Source organism: Brevibacillus brevis (assembly GCF_900637055.1).
GTDB lineage: Bacteria > Bacillota > Bacilli > Brevibacillales > Brevibacillaceae > Brevibacillus > Brevibacillus brevis.
In genome coordinates this window covers 1,401,841-1,418,623 of record NZ_LR134338.1, presented here as the reverse complement: position 1 = coordinate 1,418,623, position 16,783 = coordinate 1,401,841, and the positions used below count along the sequence as shown (strand labels likewise).

General features: G+C 47.0%; 17 protein-coding genes and 1 pseudogene. 2 read left to right on the top strand and 16 right to left on the bottom strand.

Annotated features, from left to right (window positions below):
• Nucleotides 1-178 precede the first annotated feature (178 nt).
• Together EL268_RS07495 and EL268_RS07490 are read right to left on the bottom strand one after the other, a co-directional pair.
• Nucleotides 179-1,267, bottom strand: coding sequence for a DUF1835 domain-containing protein (locus EL268_RS07495; protein ID WP_126435405.1), 1,089 nt, complete (start codon nt 1,265-1,267; stop codon nt 179-181).
• A 469-nt stretch (nt 1,268-1,736) separates the two neighbouring features.
• Complete coding sequence (locus EL268_RS07490) at nt 1,737-2,516, bottom strand: hypothetical protein (protein WP_106655577.1); 780 nt, start codon at nt 2,514-2,516, stop codon at nt 1,737-1,739.
• Nucleotides 2,517-2,859: 343 nt separating this feature from the next.
• Here EL268_RS07490 and EL268_RS07480 point away from each other — a divergent pair, with 343 nt between their 5' ends.
• Together EL268_RS07480 and EL268_RS07475 are read left to right on the top strand one after the other, a co-directional pair.
• Nucleotides 2,860-3,744: a hypothetical protein gene (locus EL268_RS07480; protein WP_106655576.1), complete on the top strand. Its 885-nt coding sequence runs from the start codon at nt 2,860-2,862 to the stop codon at nt 3,742-3,744.
• Complete coding sequence (locus tag EL268_RS07475; protein WP_126435403.1) at nt 3,695-3,976, top strand: hypothetical protein; 282 nt, start codon at nt 3,695-3,697, stop codon at nt 3,974-3,976. Before EL268_RS07480 ends, EL268_RS07475 begins: the two co-directional genes overlap by 50 nt.
• Before the next feature lie 47 nt (nt 3,977-4,023).
• On the opposite strand, the pseudogene EL268_RS07470 reads toward EL268_RS07475, so the two are convergent.
• The 14 genes and pseudogenes from EL268_RS07470 to EL268_RS07405 all read right to left on the bottom strand — a co-directional run.
• Nucleotides 4,024-4,215 (bottom strand): annotated as a pseudogene (locus EL268_RS07470) (IS66 family transposase); the annotation flags it as partial.
• A gap of 176 nt (nt 4,216-4,391) precedes the next feature.
• Nucleotides 4,392-4,994, bottom strand: coding sequence for a DUF5710 domain-containing protein (locus tag EL268_RS07465; RefSeq protein WP_106655575.1), 603 nt, complete (start codon nt 4,992-4,994; stop codon nt 4,392-4,394).
• A gap of 281 nt (nt 4,995-5,275) precedes the next feature.
• Nucleotides 5,276-5,593 (bottom strand): hypothetical protein, encoded by a 318-nt coding sequence (locus EL268_RS07460; RefSeq protein ID WP_106655574.1) that lies wholly within the window; start codon nt 5,591-5,593, stop codon nt 5,276-5,278.
• 47 nt (nt 5,594-5,640) lie between these two features.
• Nucleotides 5,641-6,429, bottom strand: a complete 789-nt coding sequence (locus EL268_RS07455; RefSeq protein WP_106655573.1) for a DeoR/GlpR family DNA-binding transcription regulator — start codon at nt 6,427-6,429, stop codon at nt 5,641-5,643.
• A gap of 25 nt (nt 6,430-6,454) precedes the next feature.
• Nucleotides 6,455-7,618, bottom strand: coding sequence for a saccharopine dehydrogenase family protein (locus EL268_RS07450; RefSeq protein WP_106655572.1), 1,164 nt, complete (start codon nt 7,616-7,618; stop codon nt 6,455-6,457).
• 19 nt (nt 7,619-7,637) lie between these two features.
• Nucleotides 7,638-8,756 (bottom strand): 2-aminoethylphosphonate--pyruvate transaminase, encoded by a 1,119-nt coding sequence (phnW, locus tag EL268_RS07445; protein WP_106655571.1) that lies wholly within the window; start codon nt 8,754-8,756, stop codon nt 7,638-7,640.
• Nucleotides 8,753-9,547 (bottom strand): phosphonoacetaldehyde hydrolase, encoded by a 795-nt coding sequence (gene phnX / locus EL268_RS07440; protein ID WP_106655570.1) that lies wholly within the window; start codon nt 9,545-9,547, stop codon nt 8,753-8,755. The genes phnW and phnX overlap by 4 nt, the downstream gene beginning before the upstream one ends.
• A gap of 2 nt (nt 9,548-9,549) precedes the next feature.
• Nucleotides 9,550-11,259: a putative 2-aminoethylphosphonate ABC transporter permease subunit gene (locus EL268_RS07435; RefSeq protein WP_106655569.1), complete on the bottom strand. Its 1,710-nt coding sequence runs from the start codon at nt 11,257-11,259 to the stop codon at nt 9,550-9,552.
• A 5-nt stretch (nt 11,260-11,264) separates the two neighbouring features.
• Nucleotides 11,265-12,314 carry a putative 2-aminoethylphosphonate ABC transporter ATP-binding protein gene (locus EL268_RS07430; RefSeq protein ID WP_106655568.1) on the bottom strand — a complete coding sequence of 350 codons (1,050 nt, stop codon included), beginning with the start codon at nt 12,312-12,314 and terminating at the stop codon, nt 11,265-11,267.
• A 17-nt stretch (nt 12,315-12,331) separates the two neighbouring features.
• Nucleotides 12,332-13,408, bottom strand: coding sequence for a putative 2-aminoethylphosphonate ABC transporter substrate-binding protein (locus EL268_RS07425; RefSeq protein ID WP_106655567.1), 1,077 nt, complete (start codon nt 13,406-13,408; stop codon nt 12,332-12,334).
• Nucleotides 13,409-13,615: 207 nt separating this feature from the next.
• A complete protein-coding gene (locus EL268_RS07420; protein ID WP_106655566.1) occupies nt 13,616-14,308 on the bottom strand; it encodes an aspartate/glutamate racemase family protein in 693 nt (230 codons plus the stop codon).
• A 6-nt stretch (nt 14,309-14,314) separates the two neighbouring features.
• Nucleotides 14,315-15,202, bottom strand: a complete 888-nt coding sequence (locus EL268_RS07415; RefSeq protein ID WP_106655565.1) for a sugar nucleotide-binding protein — start codon at nt 15,200-15,202, stop codon at nt 14,315-14,317.
• A gap of 214 nt (nt 15,203-15,416) precedes the next feature.
• Nucleotides 15,417-15,926: a hypothetical protein gene (locus EL268_RS07410; RefSeq protein ID WP_106655564.1), complete on the bottom strand. Its 510-nt coding sequence runs from the start codon at nt 15,924-15,926 to the stop codon at nt 15,417-15,419.
• A gap of 99 nt (nt 15,927-16,025) precedes the next feature.
• Nucleotides 16,026-16,688: a nitroreductase family protein gene (locus tag EL268_RS07405; RefSeq protein WP_106655563.1), complete on the bottom strand. Its 663-nt coding sequence runs from the start codon at nt 16,686-16,688 to the stop codon at nt 16,026-16,028.
• Between the last annotated feature and the right edge of the window lie 95 nt (nt 16,689-16,783).

Sequence of the window (16,783 nt, the reverse complement as noted above, 5' to 3'; positions counted from 1 at the left end):
ACAACAATTCATATTATCAACCTCGTTATAATCCTGAAATTTAGAAAGCAAATGATGATTATTGCATTTTTAAGCACGTGTAGGGGATACCGAAAAATAAATAAGCACAGCAGATTTTAGTAGCTATCCGTTGTGCTTGTTTTAACTAGCGAACCGGTTAGCGGAAGATCCTGATTAATCAACGCATTCTAATTCTGTAATGCCTCATTGATTTTGGTATACCTTTTAACTCTAGTACCCCGCTATATATTAAATGCCTAATCCTATACTCTAAGAAGAAATCACCAATAACCTCATTCATCTGTTTCAATATTTCTCCAATCACCCTTGCAGTCAACAAAAACTCTTTGTTTCCTTGTTCTTGATGTAACTTTTCAATTGTTTCTAGAATTAGTGTATCAAAATGATGTTCTGGTACTCCTTTTATTTCATCATTAATCCATAAACGAAGAACTTCTTTGGATTGTGATAGTGTTTCCCATTCTTTATTAAATTGTTTACGATCCCTATCAGATAACGGTTTGCCCTCAATACTTTTCTCAAATATAAGCTTCAAATTCTTTGCTTCAATTTGACCTGTACTAAAAACATACTGCTCTTCAACTTTAGAAGTTATATATCGTTGATAAAATTTTGTAGAATTAATAATAAATATGTCATTTTTCTTATCCCGCAACAAATAAAGAATAAACCGAAGACCGGTTTGTTCATCTGCATTATTACCACACCAGATATAAATAGGAACATGATCTGATATATCATCTATCTCACGCAATGTATTAGTAAATTTATTCAGATATACATAATCATCTTGCTCGAAGTTGATATTCTCATGTAACCATTCATTGCGCAATTTTTGTCCAATCTTTTCATCTAGATTCCTCAATGGTCCAATGGATAAGAAGTCTGGAAATCCGATCACGATCTTAGGACGTTCTAGCCCAACTCTTAAAGGTCCTGCGGCAAATTCTGGCGAAACGATATGCACCGCACTAACTGTGTTACTCCAATGTTTTTCGCCAGGAAATAATGTTTGAGGGCATTTTTGAATGTGTTTATTTATTTCTTCAACCATAATGTTCATATCATCCTGTGTAATAAAGTATCCTTTACCTACACGTGGTTTGTGTTCTTCGTGATTAAACGAATCAAAATCATCTCCACGATTGATTTCAAACGTTTTCCACTCGCCTTTTTCACTTAAATCGGATACAGTTAGATAGTTTTTGTTCTCAATTTTAAAAACAATAACTACGTTCGGTTCCATAAAAAAATATACATAAGGATGATTAATCTTAGTTTTAATTAGGTTCAGCTCCTTTTTATACACTTCTTATACAATCGCGCCCATTAAGAATCTATTTCCTCGGACATTACCGCAGCATCGCTTTCAATTTCATCTATATTAACCGGTATTCTAATAACGTTAGCCGCTGTCTCTCCCCAAGAAACCCCTAACTGTTTGGCATGAACATTTGGATCGTGCATAGAGTTGTTTTTAAGCAAGAATACATAACTTGAGCTATCTTTCCACAAAGATGTCCAATTGCTTTGCGCTTGCTCATTCCTCTGCCCTTTACAAGGCGATCGTAATAATTTTTAAATAAATTTGGTTTAGTGTTTGGTGGTGCAGAGCATTAGAAGAATCCCCCCACTTCTATTACTCTTTTTGTTTTCTCTACCTTATGCTATCGATAGAAGAGGTCAAAAGAAAAGCCTTCGTACTTTGTTATTCTTTAGCCTTCAGCAATTGATAGCTCAGCCTTTATTTGAATTTTTATTTTTTTCATTAAATCATCTATAGTTTTCTCGTTATTTTGAATTGACATTTCAGTTTTCTTCTTTTGGTCTCCATACCAATTACTAGTTGCTGTTCTCCAAAGAATGGCGTTACCCCAATTATTTATCTGCTTGCCATACAATTTAAACAGTTCACCAAGTAACCATTCAGCATCGTCTGATAAATAAAACCTTGATGATAAGAATATTGAATGGCCCTTTTGATATTCTTGCTTTATTACATCTAATTCATTCTTCTTAATCCAAAACTGAACATCGTTAATAAAGAAAGGGTTTTCTCTCTTCTGAAATAAGTCATCTATTCTGTCATCATCCACATTTCTATTCTTTAAATAGTTTTTGAATTCATTCTCCGGGAGAGTTTTAATAAATTGAACCCCCCATTCTTTCTTCAACTCTTCTATCTTTTGTGAAATAGTTACTGCATATTTATAAATTTCTAGATATATCTCGTGACTTTTTTGACGATTCAAACTGAAATCATGCATCTTTCTCTGAAGATCATACTTGGCAGTCTCAGTTAGTACATTTAATTGTTGTTTATGTGTTTCGAGCTGGTTACTTAGGATATTTTTATGGTCTTCCATTCTGATATTAAAATGCGAATCTATCTTCCTTGTTAGAATATGTTTTAGCAAAAAGCCACCTAAAGTAAACACTGCACTGCTTGACACAAGGGCAGGTAAAACGGCATCCCAACTCCAACCTAATTCCATCTTCCTTCTCCTATCACAGAATGACTGTAACTATGAACACTACTACGTATTTGTCCAAACAATAGTGCCATGCATTATTTCATGGTTTATCTCACAATTAGGGGTAGTACCAGTGTCGCTGGCACACCCACAAATTAACAGAAGATCTTGGAAACTGTTTGATAACCTCCTGATATTCAAACTACGCATCAGTAGTTCCAGCCTTGAATATACCTCAAGTGATTTACGACTTTCATGACCGGGAAGGGGATTGTTCCTTTCCCACAGACCTTTAAAGAGATGTTGGCCATGCACGCTGATTCAGTAGTAAAGACGCCAAAAAATTATGGAGGTGAAGGTGTGTATGACTAAATATAATCAGGATGCTGCGGAGGGTCAGCAGGAGCACATCGAGACGCTGCCGTTGTTCTCCACCACGGACACCGACGGACGGATGACTGTGCTCCGGCCGGGACGTCGCGTCGGACGCGCGGCTCCGCTGCTGCCATGGCTGCTCGCAGCCGCTGCACTGTGGGTGCTGACAGGCTGCGTGCCGTTCGGTGCTCTGCTCGGCCTGGCGCCGACACCGGCGATCAGCATGTTCCTCGGTCATCCGGTCACGGTGGGCGTCGCCGTGGTGCTGTTGTTTGTCGCGATCGGTGCGACCGGCGGATTGTACTCGCGAGCAGTCGAGCAGTTCGGACAGATCAGGGTCGCCGGCCTGTTCGCGTCACTCGCGGTCTCAGGAGGACTCGTCGCAGACGCAGGAGTCCTCCTGCTTTGGACGCTGACAAGCGATCCGTCGCGTCCCTTCGACCTCGAGGCCATCGCAACGTCGCCTACGATCCCGCCAGAGTTCGGCGCCGTCGTCGGAGCCAGCTTCGCCCTCTGGGCCGCCATAACGCTCCTACGGTTGCCCGGGTCGATCGCCCACGCCCGGCGGCGTCAGGCGAACATCGGTCGCCTCCGCGTGGAGGGCTCGTCATTCACCGGGACGCTGACCGCCGTAAGCTTCGCGAACCGCTGGCTCTTCGATCTCCCGATGTTCACGGTCGAGGTAGCTTACATTGTCGACGGTACTCCTCGTGTCGTCTCAGCGCACATGCGCACCAGCGCCGACCGCGTCCCCGTCGTCGGCTCGCGCATGCTCGTGCTGACCGACAATCGCGGAACCACCCACGTGGAGCTGGACTCGTCCAATGGAACGACATTCGAGCCGGACGGGAAGTACGCCGCTCCGGATGGCTGATGCTGCTGCCCTGACCGCTTCGACCGGTGCACTGATCGGGTGCAGCGAGCGTGGCGCAACAATACGTCCGGCACGAACCGACGGCTCTATGATCAGACTCCGTAACGATGACCGACATGCTCGTGCAGTCCGTCGACCGGGAGCAATAGGTGTCGGCACGAATCGGTGTGCTGGAGTTCGGTCGGATGGTGAAAGCCAATCGCTCGGTGTCTCCAGCACGCCGGGTACCTGATATCGGTATTCGACACCTCATCCGCATGGCAAGAGGCCACGATCGACCACGTACTTCTGGCTCATCACATACGCAATCATTGACGGCGACACCAGACTGCCTGGCACAACAGGAGCGGGTATCGGGGCGGTCACGCTCGGCGTAGAAATCGCTTCCTGCTCACTATGGCGGCAATCATGCACATAGCGCACATGCTCCACGACCTTCACTTCCGCCGGGACGACCTTGAGTTCCCGCCTCCCTTATGCTGAGAAAGCTAAGTAGCTATCCTCGTCAGAATGGGCTGATTGTGACACATTATATTATCATTAATATTTACCGTATCATTTTCAAGCTTATTAACTTTATTATTAATATCAATGTAAGGTTTAAATGCTTTAATATCAACGAATGAACGCTATTTCAAATAAAAAAATCAATCAAAGAATGTCCCTATTGAAAATGAAGTAGCATACGCTGAAAAAGGTAGATTGAATTGCTGCATTTTTATTTGGTCCATTTCTTCATCTGACATCGGGAAAAAGGCATTCCCGGGTTCACTATGCAAATAGAAATCACCTTGTTTTGAATTACAATGCTCACAATGGTTTAAGTAGTATGAATGAGAAGCCGTTTTGCTGAAGTTAACAACATATCGAGTGGTAATTCTCTGGATCACATCAAGAACCCTATCAGATAAAACAGTTATATTACTTGGCATAGTAGAGTAATCTTGGCGTACCCAACGTTCTACACTTTCTCCATGTTCTTCTAACAATTCAAAGCCCTCAGGTAAGCAAAATGAAAATACTCTTGTCTTCTTCTGACACTTCCAACACGTTTGAACGGATTCGGCAATTTCAAAGCTATTTGCACGAACATTAAAGCTCTCTACTTTAGTAGGGAACCATTTCTGAAATGGTTCGAGATCTATCTCGTCTGAGATATACCACACTTTTTTCTCAAGATCCCATTTAGCTCCCAGACTCTTTGCATAGTCTTTCTCCGAAAAAGGGACGCGCAAATCGTATCTATTCAAACCAATTCACCACCCAAGCTTTTGATTCTGATATCGAAAACTATGTGTTTAAGGAAAAAATCCCCATAAAGAAGGATAACAGGAAAAAAACAATGTTGTCGATATAAAAAAAGCCTACAAGGAATACCTTGCAGGCTACATGTCTTTGACCCATTTTACACCATCCCACTGATAGAATAACTCATCAGTGGGTGTGTCTTTTAGGTCAATATCCGTTGTTACACGTATCATTTTATCTTGTAAGTATCCCTCTAACGGTTTTATAAACGAAAGTTGTTCTGCTACAGTAGTCGGTTTTCTTCCTCGGTACTGTTTGCAGGTTCGTTTATTTGAAACGGGTCCTTTTGAAGAATAGCTTCAACCTTTTTCTTTCTCGCTTCTAGTTGACGTTTTTTCAGCCAAGGTATCGCCTGCTTTACAGTACACAAATCAAAAAGAGGTTTGGTTTCTTCAACCAACCTCTCTTTCCAACCTCTCGGTACAAATAATCCTTTGGGGAACCTCTTGTTCCTGATCTCAATAGCTTTTCGCAAAAAGATGAGGTATGGGATCACCTTCAAAAGTTTTCCAAACTCCACACTTGCCATTCTGTCAAACAAAAAAACCAGCTCCTCCCTCTTACGGGAATCGCTGGCCCTTCTTACTCCTACTCTTCTGCTACCATCCATACTACGTTTTTTGCTTGGAGTCCTTTATTCCATTCTGCTGGTGCTGCCGTATCGCTGATGATGATGTCGACCTCTCCTAAGTCCGCGATCTTGCACAATGTGCTGACCCCGATCTTGGAGTGATCGGCTAGCACAATGCTTTCATTGGCATTTTCGATGAAACAACGGGCGAGTTCCGTTCGGTCTGGCTCATAGCAGGTCAAGCCTTTATGGAGCAAGATGCCGTCAGCCGCGATAAACGCCTTGTCCACATAAAATTGTTTCATCATCTTCTCTGCATAGGTCCCGCTTACCCGATGATGTTTGGCGCTCACTTTTCCACCCAGGAAATAGATATCTGCCGCAAGCATTCCATTGTTTTGGTACTCGATTAATCGATTCAGCGCCGTGATCGAGCTAGTGAGGATCGTCAAATCTTTTTTCGTCACGAGAAAGCTGATCATTTGCAAAGGCGTTGTCCCTTCATCGATGACAATGGTATCGCTGTCTTGCACCAAGTCCGCCGCCAGCCGCCCAATTCGTTTCTTTTCTTCCGCTCGCAAGACTTCACGGGCAATATGAGAGGGCTCGGAGCGCTCCACTGTCAGCTTTACTGCCCCGCCATAAACGCGCTTCAGCTTTTTCTCCGCTTCCAGCTCTTCCAAATACCTGCGGATCGACTCAGACGATACTTGCAGCTTTTCGACCAGCTCATTGGTCCGCACCTTGCCATTGGAATTGATCAACTGCAAAATGATTTGCTTACGCTCTTCCCCGAACAACGACACGCCGCATGTCCCCCTATACCGTACTTTACGTCAGTTCGATCTTCTCTCCATGGATGTAAATTTGACGTTTTGCCAGCTCGTGAAAAATCACAGCCGGGTCAAATGCTTCTTCTGGTGTTATGACGCCAGTAGCTTTTACGTTTCCTTTTGCGATCTGCTCCGTCGCAATCGCCAGCGGGATTCCTACGTTGCGGGTATAAGCGCGCAGCCCAGCCCAGTCAGGCTCAGAGCCGTCAGATGTCGGATGTGTATGGTACAGGATGTGTCCTACTTTGCGGCCGTCCTTGGTACCTGTTACCTCGACATGAAGCGAATACCCGTATAATTCCGTCTCTTTTCCCTCCCTAGAATTGTAGAGGTATTGGGAGATACAATCAAGGATTCCCACCTTTGTTTCGCCTACCGTGATGGGATCGTTCCGCAAAAAGCCATAATCATAGAGGGCTTTGACCAGCTCCATGTTTTGCTTTGGCCATGTTCCTCGCACCTCGATCAGCTTTACTCCTTTTGGAGACAAAGCCTGTGCGAGCGTTTTTGTCTCTGCATGAGGAATGATGTACTGCACCGTTGTTCCATACGGCTCGGGAAGCTTTATTTCGCGAGGGCGAGCAAATGGCGGGACTTGAATAAATTCCCCATTTTCATAGACGACCCGCCCTGGCAGGTCTGGATCATACTCATAAGTCGTCGTCTCTGTGATCGATTTGGAAAAGGCAATCGGACGAAAAGAGCCGTGGCTGACGCGGACTTCGTCGACTTCATCGAGCTGGTTCGCTGCATACATCGCCATCATTTGGGTCAGCCCAGGCGTCATGCCAAAGCCTGGCAGGCAGGTCTTTCCATGAGCGCGGAAGATCGCATCCGATGCGTTTTCTTCCCCAAAACCGTTCAAATTGATACCATGGCAGCCAGCCTCCGCAATCGCAGCGGTTGACAGTCCGTTTAACGTTATCGTGGTACCGTCCATGACGATGTCGTAACCGCGCATTTTTTGGACCGTATCCGCATGATCGCGCACGTTTACCGGAACAAAATCTACGCGTGGATCGTTCAGCCACTCGACTACCTTGCGACCTTCCTCTTCATTAAAATCGCCGATCGTGATCTGCTCAAAATCCGAATGCATCACGAGATCGAGCACCGCTTCCCGACAAATATTCCCTGCTCCACCCAAGCAAAACACTTTCATCACGGTAGCCTCCTTTTCTTTACTCCAGCCAGAAACGATTGTTTTCCATTGCAGCGATTAATCTCTCGATATCCTCAGGGTAAACCTCTCCGATATTGCCAATCCGAAACGTGTCCGCTTGCGAGATTTTGCCCGGATAAATGACGAAGCCTGCCAGTTTCAAACGTTCATACAGCTGTGCGAAGGTAAATGCCTCGCTTTCGGGATAGTAAAAGGAAGTGATGAAGGGCGATTGCGATTCTTTTGGCAACAGGATGCGAAAACCGACGCGCTCCATGCCTTCTGCGAGCAGCTGCTGATTTCGCTGGTAACGCTCATATCGTTTCTCAACACCGCCCTCTGCCTCAAGCTCTATCAGTGCTTGATAAAACGCGCGAACGACATGAGTGGGAGAAGTATAGCGCCACTTTCCGTTTTGCTCCTCCATTGTCTTCCACTGGCTGTACAAATCGAGGGACAACGTACGGGCAATCCCCTCGCATTTGATGAGCGCAGACCTCTTGGCAATGACAAAGCCGAAACCAGGCACGCCTTGGATGCATTTGTTTGCGCTTGAGATCAGGAAGTCGATCGAGAGCTCTGCTGCATCCAACGGAATGCCACCGAAGCTGCTCATCGCGTCTACGATATAGACTTTTCCGTACTTCTTGGCGACTTCACCGATCTCTTTGATGGGATTGAGCATACCGGTAGTCGTTTCTGAATGCACGACAGCCACATGCGTGATCGTTGCATCCGCCGCTAGTCTCTGCTCCAATACCTCTGCATCGGCTTTTGTCACTTCACCAAAATCAATCACCTCTGTTACGATTCCATGGACTCGTGCCATTTCCACGATCCGATCCCCGTATGCGCCATTCGTCAGGACGAGCAGCTTGCCGTCTGCGGGAATCGCACTACTCACCACCGCTTCGACACAAAAGGTCCCGCTGCCTTGCATCAAAACACTCGTATACTCCTCTACCTGTGAGGTTGCCAATTGGACGAGCTTTTGGCGGATTGCCTGTACCAGTTCATTGTAATCACGATCCCAGGTGCACCAGTCCCGCAGCATTGCTTCGCGTACGGTTGAGGAAGTGGTCAATGGTCCGGGGGTGAGCAGCAAGTACGGATTGTCGGTTGGTCGTGTCTGATTCATGGTCTCTCTCCTTCTGTATGACGCTTCTCGATCTTTTCCAGCACTTCATCCAAACGCCCGATCTCCTCGATAACATAGTGGGCGCCTGCCGCAGTCAATCGCTCCGTTGCGATAGCCAGCCTTTTATCCAGCTCTTCCTGTGGCATGCTTGTCACTTCCTCCAAGGACAGACCGAGCTCGCTTCCGCCCTTCAGGACACCAACGGTCCACATCCCGGCGTTTCTTCCTTCTTTCATATCGCTTGTCGTATCACCGACTTTGACCATCTCGTTCATTGGATATACGTCTAGCAGGATCGCATTTTGATAGCACATCCATGGATATGGACGTCCAGCAGGCACTTCACTCGGGGTGACCAGTGCGTCCGGCTCGTAGCCCTGTTGTTTAGCCGATGCTGCTACAACATTCATCATTTCCCTTGTGTAGCCTGTGGTTGAGCCGATTTTGATACCTTGCTCGCGTAATCGCCCTACCAGCTCAAGCGCCCCAGGAACAGGAGTGGCGTACTCGTGCAGCGTCTCCATCAGCATCGGTTCGAAGTCGGCGTACAATTCGTCCACATCCGCTTCATTCGGAAGTCGACCGTAACGCTCTTGCCATAGCGCTGCTACCCGCTCCATTTTGCACAGCGCCTGGATATGATCGCGCTTGAGCATCCCCATTGGTTCGCGCGCTTCTTCTGCTGTCAGCTCGATTCCCCGTTTTTTGAACACCTGCAAAAACACAGCCAAAGGAGCAAAACAACCGTAATCTACCATTGTTCCTGCCCAATCAAATACTACTGCTTTCATGCTTATGCCACCTGACCTTTCTCTTGGTAGGACCCTGTTGTCCGCTTGCGAAGTTTGGATGCGATCCATTCTGCACCAGCACGTGCGATGATGTTGAGACCGACGATCAATACCGACATCGCTGCTGCCGGAGCCACATCCCCGGCGTCATCCATGTTGACGATGGAGACAGATGCCAGCTTGAAATCTGCTGCGTACAGAAAAACAACCGCTGAGATCGTCACCATCGAGTTGATGAAAAAGTACACCGTCATCTCGACAATCGCCGGCATACAGACGGGAATCGTGACGCGCCACAATAGCTTTGTCTGCGAGATCCCCATGGACTCTGCCGCTTGCTCGAACTCGGGATCGAGCTTTTTCAACGCGCTCGTTGCGGTAATGAAGCCGACTGCAAAAAAATGAATAACGTTCGCCAAAATCAAAATCCAGATCGTCCCGTACATGCCGTGAAATGGATTCGACGGATCGTTGAAGAAGAAAATGTACGCAAGCCCAATGACCATCCCCGGCAATGCCAGCGGTAGAATCGACAGGAAGTATCCAGCTTGGCGAAGCCCCTTCCACACTTGGGATTTTTCAATGGTGTAGGCCGTAATAAACGTGACCGCCGTCCCGATCACTGCCGTCAGCAAGGCGACGAGAATGCTGTTCCACAGCGGTTCTATCCCTTCTCCGGCAACGTTGGAAAAGTCGTAATGATCAAAGCCGAGCGTCAGATTGTACGGCCATACTTTGATGAAAGAAGCCAGCACCACCGCCGCCATGAGAAGCAGCAAAAATCCGCTGACGCTCACACAAAGGATGAAATAAAACAAGTCGCGCAAACGATTTTCCTTGATCCGATACGGTTTGGACTTGGCTGTTACAGCCGCGTGCTGCTTGCGCTCAACAATCCGGTCCACGACGAACGCCACGAGAGCGGGAATGATCAAAAGCAGCCCAACCGTTGCTCCCATCGTCATATTTTGCTGGCCGATGACTTGCTTGTAGACGTCTGTCGCCAGTACGGAAAACTGTCCGCCGACAACCTTTGGTGCTCCGAAGTCAGTAAACGAGAGAGTAAAGCAGACAAAGCAGGCGCTGACGATACCGTATTTCACGCTAGGAATCGTCACGACAAAAAACTTGCGCCAATGGTTCGCCCCGAGCGTATCCGCTGCTTCGTACAATTGATAGTCGGCAAAAGCAAGGGAAACTGCGAGAATCAAATACGCTTGCGGGAAAACATAGACGATCTCTGCCAAAATAATCCCCACTGGGCCGTACAGATCGATGTTCCATTGAAACGGGAGCAACCCGAAGATCCCCGTCGTCACCAGCCCTTGATTCCCAAAAAGGTAGGTCAGGGCGATTCCGTGCATCATCGTGGGCGCAAACAGCGGCAGCAGCGCGATCGCCCGAAAGACTCGTTTTCCACGAATCCCGCTGCGTGTCAAGGCATACGCGAACAGAAAAGCGAGTGTGACTGCAATCAGCGTCGTCATCGCAGAAATGTACAGGGTGTTATTCAGCGACCCTGCCAGTGCTGGGGTGGAAAAGTACGTAACGAAATTGTCCAGGCCGATGAACTGACCGTTCTTGTTATAGAATGCCTTGGAAAACAGCTGGCCAAGTGGCAACAGAACACTCGCTGACAATCCAAGAACGACGAGAGCGATGAGCCACTTTTGCATGGCTTTTCCATCGAAGATCGATGTCATTTCCTTCATGCTGCTCACTCCTGTTCCTCTCTGGTTGGCGCATGCTCAAAGGTCAGCAAATTCTCCAGCGGAAACTCCAGCCACACCTTTTTGCCTCGGGCAATCCCAAGTCTTTGTGCCTCGGCCGCTATCAAATCTATGGTAAGAAGCTCTTTTTTTATCTGACCTTCCTCTTGCCACTCCAGAAAGATTCGGTAAAAAGCACCGCGAAATTCTATCTCGGAAATAGTCGCAGGTATGGCGCATTCGGATTCTTGCTGCAAAATCCGCACATGCTCCGGTCTAATCGCAAGTAAGCGATTTGGATCAGTTGGCGCATTCTCAAAGCGACTGTACGCAAAAAAGTTGATCGCTCCGATAAAGTCAGCAACAAACGGAGTAGCTGGTTTGTTATAGATTTCCTCGGGTGTGCCTACCTGAACGACCTCGCCGTGATCCATTACGACGATCTTGTCTGCCATGGTCAATGCCTCATCTTGGTCATGTGTGACCATCACTGTTGTCATGCCGTACTGCTCATGCAAACGCCGAATCTCCCGGCGCAGCTTTTGTCTTACTTTTGCATCCAATGCGGATAGTGGTTCATCTAAAAGCAAGACATCCGGCGATAGTGCAATCGCTCGCGCCAAGGCAATTCGCTGCTGTTGACCGCCTGAGAGCTGGCTGGGATATTTGGCGGCAGCATGAGACAAATCAACCATGTCTAGCGCCTCTTCTACTTTGGCTGCGATCTCTTTTTTCCCCAGCTTCTTTTCTTGCAGGCCAAAGGCAATGTTTTCGGCAGCCGTCAAATTGGGAAACAATGCGTACGACTGGAACATCATCGCAATGTTTCGTTTCGCTGGTGGCAGGGAAGTAATCTCCCTGCCTCCCAGGATCATCTTGCCTGTCGTCGGCTGTTCCAATCCAGCCAGCATTCTCAGTAATGTCGTTTTACCGCAGCCACTGGGACCGAGCAGACAAACAAATTCATTCTTGTCAATTTCGATGGAAATGTGCTCCAATGCGGCAAACAAACCAAAGCGTTTACTGACCCCTTGAATGGATAGATAGGATTGTGTCATGCTGTTCTCCTCGCTGCTTACTTAGGTTCACTCTTGGTCGCGTATCGTTTTTCCCACTCCGCCAAGATGTTGTCGCGATTTTGTGCGGCTTGATTCAGGTCGAGCTTGATTAATTGCTTGATTGGATCTACTGCGTAGCCTTCCGGGAGTGTCGCGCCTTCTTGCTTGACACTGACGATGGCGAAGTTCTGGTTATAGGCTTTCATGACTTCATCCGAGATCGCCCAGTCCAAGAACAGCTTGGATTCTGGCTTGATCTCACTCTTTTTGATCAAAGCATTCGCCTCTACATCCCAACCCGAGCCTTCTGTTGGAAAGACGACTTCAACGGGTGCGCCTTTTTTCTTCTCGGTAATCGAACGGTAGCCAAAGGAAATGCCGATTGGATATTCACCCGATGCGGCCATTTTCGCTGGCTTCGAACCGGAATGCGTGTAGATCGCCATATTTTCATGCAGCTTTTCGAGGTACGCCCAGCCTTCTTTTTCCCCTTTCAGTTGCATGATTCCGTTGATAGTGAGAAGCCCAGTTCCTGACGACGCCGGATTTGGCATCACGATCAATCCTTTGTACTCCGGCTTGATCAGGTCTTCGTATGAGCGCGGGATGGGCAGATTGCGTTTTTCCAGCTCCTTGGTATTGACCGCGATCGCAGTCTCCCACGCATCGATTCCTACCCAGCTTGCAGGTTCCTTGGAATCCTTGAACTCCGGGGACACTCTCTCGATTCCTTTCGGCGAATACCCTTCGAGCATGCCTTGCTGTTCAAGTACAAGGAGGCTTGTCGCTGCTGTTCCCCATACAACGTCTGCTTGTGGATTGTCTTTTTCCGCCAGCAGCTTTGCTGTGATGATCCCAGTAGAATCGCGGACGATATTGACCTTTACATCTGGATATTTCGCTTTGAAGGATTCCAAATACGTTTTGATCTGGTCGTCCTCCAGCGCCGTATAAACAGTAATCTCTCCTGAGGCGGTTTTACTTTCCGTTGTGGAAGCTTGTGTGTTTGATTGCGATCCTGGTGATTGTCCACATCCTGCTAAAAACGCGATCGATAGAACGGAAGCAAGTAAAGGATAATGCCATTTCTTCATGAGAACCTCTCCTCTTTGCGGAATGTTCATTTCTTGGTTCCTACGAAACCAATCTTACGGGGAAAATGTTAAGCGGATGTGAACCTAGCGTTAATAGATTGTTTTTATGTGTTTTTAGTTGTGTTTTGTTGTTTTTATTTCAATCAAAAAAAAGACTCAGCCATCCCTGCAAACGGGATTAGCCAAGCCTTTGATTTCTTACGTATTCTACTGTAAAGCAGCCTCCACAGCTGCAACTGCATGTATCGCTGTCGTATCAAATACCGGAACGGTGCAATCTTGGGCTGTGATCAACAGACCGATTTCCGTGCAACCGAGGATGACTGCCTCTGCACCTTCCTTGACCAACCGCTCAATGATCGCCTGGTAGGTACGTTTGGATTCCTCGCGAATGATCCCAACGCATAGCTCGTGGTAAATGATCTCATGGACGAGTTTTCGCTCTTGTTCATCCGGCAGCAATACCTCTAATCCATGACCATCACGTAGACGTCCTGTATAGAAATCCTGCTCCATCGTAAATCGCGTCGCAAGCAGTGCCACTCGTTTATGCCCGTGGTTCGTGATCGCTTGCGCTGTCGCATCCGCGATATGAAGAAAAGGCAGGCTGGTCGCTTCCTCGATGGCATACGCCAGCTTGTGCATCGTATTTGTACAAAGAACAATCAGGTCTGCTCCTGCCGCTTCCAGACTTTTCGCCGCATTCGCCATCCGTTCACCTGCTTCTTCCCATCGCCCTTCTCGTTGCATTTCTTCGATCTCGGCAAAATCAACGGAATACAGGATGCTTTTTGCCGAATGCAAACCGCCCAGCCTCTCCTTGACGGTTTCATTGATCAAACGGTAGTAGACCAAGGAGGACTCCCAGCTCATGCCGCCAATTAATCCGATTGTTTTCATTGTTCTCTACTCTCCTTTGTCATTATCGTTGCCATGTGCGTTTCTCCATCCTGCCTGACGAAAACGGGTCTGTAGCAGTTCCCGCGCCTTTTTCGTACGCAACGAAGTATCCAACGGAATCCCTCGTTCTTGCGCTTCCGCTTCCGTTAACAAGGTTTCTTTTACACCTTCAGCAGTCAGCCCTAATGCTAGAGCTATCTTTTTGTAAAAAGAATAATAACTCTCTTTCTCTGCTGGACCGAGATGAAGCGTTCCGAGGTAAGAGCCGTGCAGCAATTCGTGGATGGCACTCCCCACGTCCTCCACATGGACAAAAGTCTTGTACAAATTACCTGACCCGCTTACTTCTCTGCCAGCTGCCAGGTCTGCACACATCGAAGCGACACGTTTATCCCATTGCCCAACCGCATTGCGACCATAGAGAGGGCCCACTCGCACGATGACATGATTGGGATGCCGCTTGCGAATTCGTGCTTCCCCTCGTATTTTGGCATTCGTATAAGCAGCTAACAGATTTCTCTCATCTAATGGCTCGGGCGGATCTTCTTCCCGATAAGAGCCTGTTCCTCTTCCGAAAATACCGTCTGTGGAGATGAAAATCAATTTGCTCTCTTCAGGCAAATGAGAAAGCAGAACTTCCAAGCCTTTCTCTATTAGCTCTCTTTCATCTGTAGCACTCATCAACGCCCAAATGACAACATGCGGTGAAAACTCTTGCAGGATCAGTGAAAAAGAAGGGATATCAGTCACATCGACCCGAAGAAATTGGTGGACAGCTTGTGCAGAAAAGCATGTACCCATCAGATCAATGGCATTATCCCGCAAAAGCTCCTGATAGATTTGACTTCCCAAGTAGCCGCTAGCCCCGAGCAACAATACGCGGCGTTTCTCCATGGCATGTCCCCCTTCCAACGCTTACCATTTCGATTATGATATCTAATATACCACTATCTCCCATCTAGAGCGACGCATAAATAGTCCAATCACCTTCATGAAAAGGAGTTGATTTCATAGGTCTTATTTATAGGAAAACCCCAATGAAGGAGTTACCATATTTTTTCATCTTTCTCTGCACCAACGTGTCAAGAGTTCGCTTCACCTTACGCTATTAAACTAATTTCACATGAAATCGGTTCTTTAATTCTGACCATGTGGCGTTAAGAAATTCAACCTTGTTCGCAAACCCAATATAATGCTCAAAATTTTCTTCAACAAAAGTTGCATAATATTCTTGTTGGAATATCACATTCGAGTATTTATAAAAGTCGTCGCCCTCCTTCACTACCACACATCGAAATAAACTGTCGATATCTATCGCTCTTATAATCTCGTCCTTTGTCTTTACTGAGAACCAAATAATATTTGGTGGTGTATGATTTGGTTGGTCCCAGTGAGGAATTGTCTCTGCCCACGGCAATACCCATTCGGAATTAGTAAACAAACGTCTTTCATTGATGAATTCTTGAATGTCATTATCAACTAATGGCAAATTTCTTTCATAGAAAGAAAAAAGCAATAAGGAGTCTTTTTTAATAAATAGACTAAGCAAGTGAGCAACATCCTTAGTTGACGCACTATGCTTTAATACTCCATATGGTTCTTTCAGATTAATTTGCATATAGTAATCTCCTAATCAAATCTATCCCTCCTGTTTGATCAGCTTTAGCCTATTTTACTATAACTAGAATCAATCGGGCGGTCCCCCTTTTACAGTTTGTTATTCCTTAGGCATTTCGTTAAAAAAAGCTACATCATCGACTGCCAGCCTCACCGTCGGATGACCGGGCTTCGCCGCCTTGCCGATGGCGATCAGTATAATCGGAATGTAGCGTTCTGATACGCGGAAAGCTTCCATGAACTTTTGTTTGTCGTAGCCGCCAATCGGTACCGTGTCGTATCCTTTAGCGCGGGCGACAAGCATGAGTTGCATCGATACTATCCCGCCGTCAGTATAAGCGATTTGGCGGATGGCCTCGGGCGGCATATTCAAATACATGCCGGTATAGTGTTCAACCATCGATTTTGCCGTATCCGCAGGCATGAAGCCTGCATCGACCGCTTGACCGTAAATCTTCTCGGCCATCCGGATGTTCTCAAGGTCTCCAAGAACGGCGACGACAGCCGAAGCTTCGACCACTTGCTGTTGATTGAATGCAATCGGAAGCAGCTTCTGCTTCAGCTCCGGCGTGTCGATAATGAGAAACCGCCACGGCTGCAGGTTAGCCGCTGAAGGAGCCAGCGTGGCTTGCCGCAGTATTTCGGCCAATTCCTCCCGCGAAATTTTGACCTCGGGATTATAACTACGAACCGACCGGCGTTCTTGAATAACATCGAAAAATGGTTGGTGCTCGATCGTTTGCGATGGTTGTGAAATGGACATGGTTCTCTCCTCCTTCTGGTTTGGAAAAGCTGCATGCAGTTTTTCGTTCAAATACAACAATGGTTATTTAAACAACACTTGTTGTATTTGTAGGT

Bases quoted from the DNA above. Each gene is read 5' to 3' on its own strand.
- phnX (WP_106655570.1), bottom strand. From the start codon at position 9,547: ATGAAAGCAGTAGTATTTGATTGGGCAGGAACAATGGTAGATTACGGT.
- phnW (WP_106655571.1), bottom strand. From the start codon at position 8,756: ATGAATCAGACACGACCAACCGACAATCCGTACTTGCTGCTCACCCCC.
- EL268_RS07415 (WP_106655565.1), bottom strand. From the start codon at position 15,202: ATGGAGAAACGCCGCGTATTGTTGCTCGGGGCTAGCGGCTACTTGGGA.
- EL268_RS07430 (WP_106655568.1), bottom strand. From the start codon at position 12,314: ATGACACAATCCTATCTATCCATTCAAGGGGTCAGTAAACGCTTTGGT.
- EL268_RS07420 (WP_106655566.1), bottom strand. From the start codon at position 14,308: ATGAAAACAATCGGATTAATTGGCGGCATGAGCTGGGAGTCCTCCTTG.
- EL268_RS07410 (WP_106655564.1), bottom strand. From the start codon at position 15,926: ATGCAAATTAATCTGAAAGAACCATATGGAGTATTAAAGCATAGTGCG.
- EL268_RS07495 (WP_126435405.1), bottom strand. From the start codon at position 1,267: ATGGAACCGAACGTAGTTATTGTTTTTAAAATTGAGAACAAAAACTAT.
- EL268_RS07435 (WP_106655569.1), bottom strand. From the start codon at position 11,259: ATGAAGGAAATGACATCGATCTTCGATGGAAAAGCCATGCAAAAGTGG.
- EL268_RS07475 (WP_126435403.1), top strand. From the start codon at position 3,695: ATGGAACGACATTCGAGCCGGACGGGAAGTACGCCGCTCCGGATGGCT.
- EL268_RS07490 (WP_106655577.1), bottom strand. From the start codon at position 2,516: ATGGAATTAGGTTGGAGTTGGGATGCCGTTTTACCTGCCCTTGTGTCA.
- EL268_RS07450 (WP_106655572.1), bottom strand. From the start codon at position 7,618: ATGAAAGTGTTTTGCTTGGGTGGAGCAGGGAATATTTGTCGGGAAGCG.
- EL268_RS07405 (WP_106655563.1), bottom strand. From the start codon at position 16,688: ATGTCCATTTCACAACCATCGCAAACGATCGAGCACCAACCATTTTTC.
- EL268_RS07425 (WP_106655567.1), bottom strand. From the start codon at position 13,408: ATGAAGAAATGGCATTATCCTTTACTTGCTTCCGTTCTATCGATCGCG.
- EL268_RS07480 (WP_106655576.1), top strand. From the start codon at position 2,860: ATGACTAAATATAATCAGGATGCTGCGGAGGGTCAGCAGGAGCACATC.